Raw genomic sequence first — 5837 nt, 5'->3', positions numbered from 1 at the left:
CCTTGAGGCCATCCAGACACAGATCCGCAGCGTCTCGAACACCTGGGAAGGCGAGGCGAAGACCGCCGCAGACGGCGCCCACGGCAAGTGGGACACGGAGACGCGCGCCATCCACACGGCCCTGAAGGGCATTGCCAAGGCAGTGCGCGAGGCGGGCCCGGCCTACCAGGCCGGTGACAAGAAGGCCGCCGGCTACTTCTAAGCCACGGCCAAGCAGTGAACAGGGTGGGCACGCGCGGGAGGTGCCCACCTTTACTGCGTCTCATCTCGCTGCTGGCGTACGGAAGTCCGTGGAGTTTCGCGCCGCCGCAAATCCGCTGCTCCCGAAAACCACGACCAGGACCTGACGATGCTCTCGCCCCTCACCCACGACGATCCGGTCGGCATCGGCGTGTATCGCCTCCTCGCCCGGCTCGGCAGCGGTGGCATGGGCACCGTCTATCTGGCTCGTTCGCCCGCCGGCAGTACCGTTGCGCTGAAGACGATGCACGCGGGCATCGCATCCGATCCTGCCTCGCGGACCCGCTTCCGACTGGAGACGGACGCGGCCCGGATCATTGGCGGCCACCACGGGGCGACAGTCGTCGCCGCCGACCCGGCAGCCGAGACTCCCTGGCTTGCCACCGAGTACGTCCTCGGCCCGCCCCTCGACGACGCCGTCGCCCTCTGCGGCCCCCTCCCCGAAACCACCCTCCGTGCACTCGTCGCCGCCCTCGCGGGAGCCCTCGCCCAACTCCACGCCTCGGAGGTCGTCCACCGGGATCTGAAGCCCTCCAACGTCATGGTGACGGCCTACGGTCCCAAGATCATCGACTTCGGTATCGCCCGGGCAGTCGGCGACGACCGCCTGACCCGCACCGGGGCAGTCGCAGGCACTCCCGCCTTCATGTCCCCGGAACAGGCCACTGGTCAGGAACACACGTCTGCGGGAGATGTATTCGCGCTCGCCGGGGTGCTCACCTACGCCGCAACAGGGCGTGGCCCCTTCGGCAGTGGCCAGGCCGCAGACCTGCTCTATCGCGTCCGCTTCGCCGACCCCGACCTGTCCGGCGTCCCCGGCCCGTTGGTCCCCATCCTGAGCCGGTGCTTGTCCAAGGATCCCGCCCAGCGTCCCACCACATCGGAGCTGATCTCTCAACTGCACTCCGGTCAGGGTCAGTTCGCGGACCACCTCCCGGGCGGAGTCCTCGCGGACATAGCCCGCCGAGCGTCGGAGGTGTGGCAGTACCAGCCGTCCCGGCTCCCGGCGCCTTCGGTGTCGCAGGACCCCTCCGCGGTCGCCGGCGGCGGCCCGAGCCGCATGTCCCGCCGCAAGGTGCTGTCATGGGCCGGTGGTTCCGCGTTGAGCGTGGCTACGGCGGGAGCGTGGGTGTGGTTCGGGGGGAGATGGCCCGGCGACGAGGGGGACGAGCCCTCAGGACCGGCCGACGACGCGCCACGTCCGCTGTGGGACGTTGCTTCCGGCGCGGATGGGGAGAAGCCACTTCTCCTGCCCATGGACGACGTCGTCGTTACCTGGTCCGGGGGTGGGTTGGCCGGATTCGACGCGCGAAGCGGCCGGCGTCGCTGGTCGGCACAACTGTGGCGGAGCAGGCACCAGATGACGACGGACGGCAAGGAGATCTATGGATTTCTGCCTGCGGTGAAGAAGGGCGTCGGACTGTCACTGCACGCTTTCACACCAGGGACCGGCACCCCGCAGCGTCGCATAGCCCGGTTCGACGAGTTCGCCGGCGCTTCTGAGGACGCAGAAGTGTTGGTCGTGGCCGATGGGGTGCTCGTCATGACGGCCCGGAAGAACGAGCCCTCTCATGACGACTACGAGGAGCAGGCCGAGGACTGGCGTCTCCTGGCCGTCGATGTCCGGACCGGCAAGAGGGTGTGGGAGATGACCATGCCGAGATTCCATCCGGGGAACGAGTCTGCGGCTGCCTCCACGAAGGTTGTGGGGGAACGATTGATCCTCTGCCGCAAGGACACGACGGATCGGAGCGGGGAACCCATTGACCCGGTCTTCTACGTGGCGGCTGTGGACATGCGTAAGGGCGAACGGCTCTGGGGCATGGACGTCCCCCGGCAGACGGGCGACGACTCGTACGTCATCCCGGGAGCGCTCGCCGTCGACGAGCGTCACGTGTACCTCGCCAGCGGACACGTCTGGGCGCTGCGGCTCTCCGACGGCACGGTCGCCTGGAAGTTCGGGGACGGCCGCAATCAGGCCGTGGCGGAGGATGCACGACGCTATGGCACCCCGGCGGTGAAGGACGGTGTCGTGTATGCGGCCGAGGGCGAGCGCGGTCTCGTCGCTCTGGACGCGGCAACGGGGAAACTGCTGTGGGAGGAGGTCGAGGACCTGACCAAGGACGAGACGCCCAGCCTCGACCTGCCGCCGATCATCGGCAAGAAGTACGCCTACGCCAGGATCGGCACTGGCATCAGCGCCGTCGACCTGCGAACCCGGAAGTCCGTCTGGACGTACCGCACCTCTGCGCCTGCGGTCGCGGCGCACGAGGGAGCCGAACGGCTCGTCTGCGTCGACGGCAACACCATGACGGCCCTGCCGTTCGAATGAGAAAGCACCGCAATCGATGATTCCCCTCGGCGCCGGTGATCCGCTGCGCATCGGCCCGTACCGCATTCTTGGTGTTCTCGGCGAAGGAGGCATGGGAAAGGTCTATTTCGGGCGGGACAATGCCAGCCGTCCGGCGGCGGTCAAGGTCCTGCGCCGCGAGCTCGCGCACGACCAGAACCTGGCTCAGCGTTTCGTCCGCGAGGCCCGGACCGCACAGGCGGTGACCAGCGGAGGCGTCGCACGGGTCCTCGCCGCGGACACCGAGGGCGGATGGCCCTGGATCGCAGCGGAGTTTCTTGCGGGCCCCACGCTCGAGGAGTCGGTTGCGGCATACGGCCCGCTGGACGAACCGGGCGTCCGAGTCCTGGCCGCCTCCCTCGCCCTCACGCTCCAGGACATTCACGCGGCAGGTCTGGTCCACCGGGATCTCAAGCCGTCCAACATCGTTCTGACCTCCGGTGGCCCTCGCATCATCGACTTCGGCATCGCCCGTCCTGAACACGGCCTGACCCTGACGACGACCGGGCAGATCCCGGTCACACCTGGCTACGGTGCGCCCGAGCAGGTTCTCGGGCACCGAGTCGGTCCGGCTGCGGACGTCTTCTCGCTCGGCGCCCTGCTGGCGTATGCGGCCGGGGGGACGCGCGTGTACTCGGGTCCGCATGTGGCGGGCGTGCAGTACCAGGTCGTGCACGGTGATCCGGATCTCGGCATGGTGCCACCCGGACTTCGGACACTTCTTCTTCCCTGCCTCGCCAAGAACCCGGCGGAGCGCCCGCTGCCCCCACAGATCGCGCGGGCTCTCGCTCCTCCCCGGGGCGCAGGCAAGGTGTGGCGCGAGGGCCCGCTGGGCGCGGACATCACACGGCGTGAGGACACCGCCGAATCCGTCACCTCGACGCCTTCCGCGGACGGCAATGCAATCCCGTCCAGGCGCCGCCTCCTCGCCGCCGTCGCCGGCGGAGGCGCTGTTCTCACGACCGGCGCCGGTGCTGCCTGGTGGTGGAGGGAACAACGCAGCAGCGCCCCGAAGGTGGTGGCGGTCCCGCCGGCCGCCGACCGGACCGATGCGCCGCTGCTGGGACCCGACGCGAGCCTGAAGACGCCCCTGTGGGGGCCCTCATCGGGTGCGGATCCGCGGACGCCGGCTCCCCTTCCGGTACGGGATGTCGTGGTCTTCGGCGCAGCTGATGGCGGCCTGGCCACTCGCAGGGTGACCGACGGGAAGCCGAAGTGGACGGCCCCTGACGTGGAGTCAGCCTCAGGCTTCGTGTCGGTCGCCGACCGGCTCGTCGTCGCGGCTGACGCTGAGGGCACGTTGCACGGGTTCGTCGCGTCGACGGGTGAACAGGCCTGGACGGTTTCCGTCATCACGGAACGGCTCCTGGCGGCGGATGCCCGCGCGGTGTATTTGATGACCCGGGAACGGCAGCTGTGTGCCGTCAGCGTCACGACTCGAAAGGTTCTGTGGTCCGTTCCCACCCCCGTGCGCACGTCTGCCGAGGAACCCCCTGCCGCGGCGACCGGCAGAGGGCGTCTGATCCTCGTGCCGTCGGACGGCAACGTGATCGCTGTCGACACGGCTACGGGCCGCACCGCGTGGGATCTCGCGGACCAAGGCACGTCGGCCACGCCGCCGGCCATTGCGGGCGGCACGGTGTATGTCGGAGGGCGCACACTGACGGCCCGCTCGCTGAGCACCGGAGATGAACTGTGGTCCGTACCGGCGACGTACAAGGGATGGGGGCCGCCGACCGCCCGGGGGGATGCCGTGTACGCCGCTGACGGCGACTTCTACCGCCTCAATGCGAGCGACGGCAAGCAGCAGTGGTACTACTACACCGCCTCGGGCAGCAGTGCGCCGATCCCGCCTGCTGTGCAGGGTGGCACCGCCTGGTTTGCCGAGTCGACCGGCGGAGCGTTGATCGCAGTCAGTACGCGAACCGGCGACGGGGCCACCTCGTATTTGGGCGACGGATTCGGCGCGAACGTGACGTCGGCTGACGGCAACCGTGTCTTCGTGGAACGCGGCGGAAGCATCACCGCCCTGCCGGTTCGCTCCTGACGGAGTAGCCCGGCCCGACCCACCGCTGGATGGGGCCGTAGTTGCTGCAGCGCCTTGCCCGGGCATGAGCCCCCGTCTGCAGCAGCCGGTTCCCCCGTTGCCGCGAGAGGAAGACGCCCTGCCCGGAGGCGACAACAGTCCCGGCGGAGAGCTACGCGGGCCAATCGCCGGCGTGCGTGTACACGCACGCCCTCCGGCCCCTATTGGCAGGGCAGGGTGTTGCGGTACGAGTCCGCGAACGGGGCGAGGAAGCGCTCCATCTTGGAGCCGACGTCACCGTCGGGGCGCACCACATGCAACTCGAAGGAGAACCTCTCGGCTTTGTACTCCGGGTTCTTGCAGTCGACCACTGTGACCGCCCCTTCGTCCCAGACCGCAAATCGACCGCCTTGGGTCGACCGCGTGTTGAATTGCTGGCTCTCTGCGGCGGCGTCCTCGGCACTCACTCCGCCCTGGTGCCAGACACCTTCGACGGAGAGCTCGATGTCCCCGTCAACGATCAGGTTGCAGAAATGGTGCGGGGACGGGCTGTTGGACTTCGACTCGCTGACTTTGAGCTTGTCCCCGCCGGGCAGCAGATCCTTGGTGAGGTCGGACTTCACCGAAGCGCCGCACAGCTCGGCCGGAACCGCGTAGTTCTGGTCCTTGCCGTCGGAGCAGCCGGTCAGTACCAGCAACGTGAGGGCGCCGACAGCGCCGACGAGGGTTCGCCTGATCACGAAGCATCTCCCGAGCTTTCCATCGCGGCGCCGGCGGTGTGGCCGTCGTCCGCGCCGTTCGCCGCCGAGTCCTTGAGGTCGTTGATGGTGTCGACATCCATGTCGCCGTTGCGCGTGGCGGCTTCGACGGCCGTCCGCGCGGAGTCCATGAGCGCTGCTCGTCCGTCGCGGTACGTACGTGTCGCCTCGCCCTCGGCCTGATTCGCGGAGTCCTGTTCGATGCTCTTCATGATGCTGTCCTGGATGTCCTCGGAGGCCCACCCAATGACATCGCCCACAATCGGAACCCTTGCGGTTGTGTTGTCGATGCCGACGCTCAGGATGCGGTCGACCCACTTCTGATTGTCAGCGGCCGCCTCGTTGCATTCCTTGTCTGCCGCGGAGTGGAGCCCCCGACGCTCCCGACCCGCCGCACGCCGCCGCCGTGCGGTCACTGCTGCGACGTGGCTGGCTCTCCGACGTCGCCTTCAGCACACCCGAA

The 5837-nt window shown here is 68.6% G+C and carries 5 protein-coding genes; 3 read left to right on the top strand and 2 right to left on the bottom strand.

Going from position 1 to position 5837, the window contains the following annotated elements:
- The 3 genes from AC067Z_RS38475 to AC067Z_RS38465 all read left to right on the top strand — a co-directional run.
- Positions 1-202 (top strand): WXG100 family type VII secretion target (locus AC067Z_RS38475; protein ID WP_478794297.1); only part of this gene is annotated, 202 nt, incomplete at its 5' end.
- A 147-nt stretch (positions 203-349) separates the two neighbouring features.
- Complete coding sequence (locus AC067Z_RS38470) at positions 350-2572, top strand: protein kinase domain-containing protein (RefSeq protein ID WP_478794296.1); 2223 nt, start codon at positions 350-352, stop codon at positions 2570-2572.
- Between the two features lie 16 nt (positions 2573-2588).
- Positions 2589-4637: a serine/threonine-protein kinase gene (locus tag AC067Z_RS38465; protein ID WP_478794295.1), complete on the top strand. Its 2049-nt coding sequence runs from the start codon at positions 2589-2591 to the stop codon at positions 4635-4637.
- Between the two features lie 200 nt (positions 4638-4837).
- Here the strand turns inward: AC067Z_RS38465 and AC067Z_RS38460 are convergent, their stop codons facing one another.
- Together AC067Z_RS38460 and AC067Z_RS38455 are read right to left on the bottom strand one after the other, a co-directional pair.
- Positions 4838-5356, bottom strand: a complete 519-nt coding sequence (locus tag AC067Z_RS38460; protein ID WP_478794294.1) for a hypothetical protein — start codon at positions 5354-5356, stop codon at positions 4838-4840.
- Positions 5353-5790 carry a hypothetical protein gene (locus AC067Z_RS38455; RefSeq protein WP_478794293.1) on the bottom strand — a complete coding sequence of 146 codons (438 nt, stop codon included), beginning with the start codon at positions 5788-5790 and terminating at the stop codon, positions 5353-5355. The genes AC067Z_RS38460 and AC067Z_RS38455 overlap by 4 nt, the downstream gene beginning before the upstream one ends.
- Positions 5791-5837: the final 47 nt, after the last annotated feature.

It is taken from the genome of Streptomyces sp. NPDC043812 (assembly GCF_056436245.1).
Note: the sequence above shows the minus strand (reverse complement) of the source record. Positions and strands in the feature narration are given on the sequence as shown.

Excerpts from the sequence above, each read along its gene's own strand:
- AC067Z_RS38470 (WP_478794296.1), top strand. The coding sequence starts at position 350 with ATGCTCTCGCCCCTCACCCACGACGATCCGGTCGGCATCGGCGTGTAT.
- AC067Z_RS38465 (WP_478794295.1), top strand. The coding sequence starts at position 2,589 with ATGATTCCCCTCGGCGCCGGTGATCCGCTGCGCATCGGCCCGTACCGC.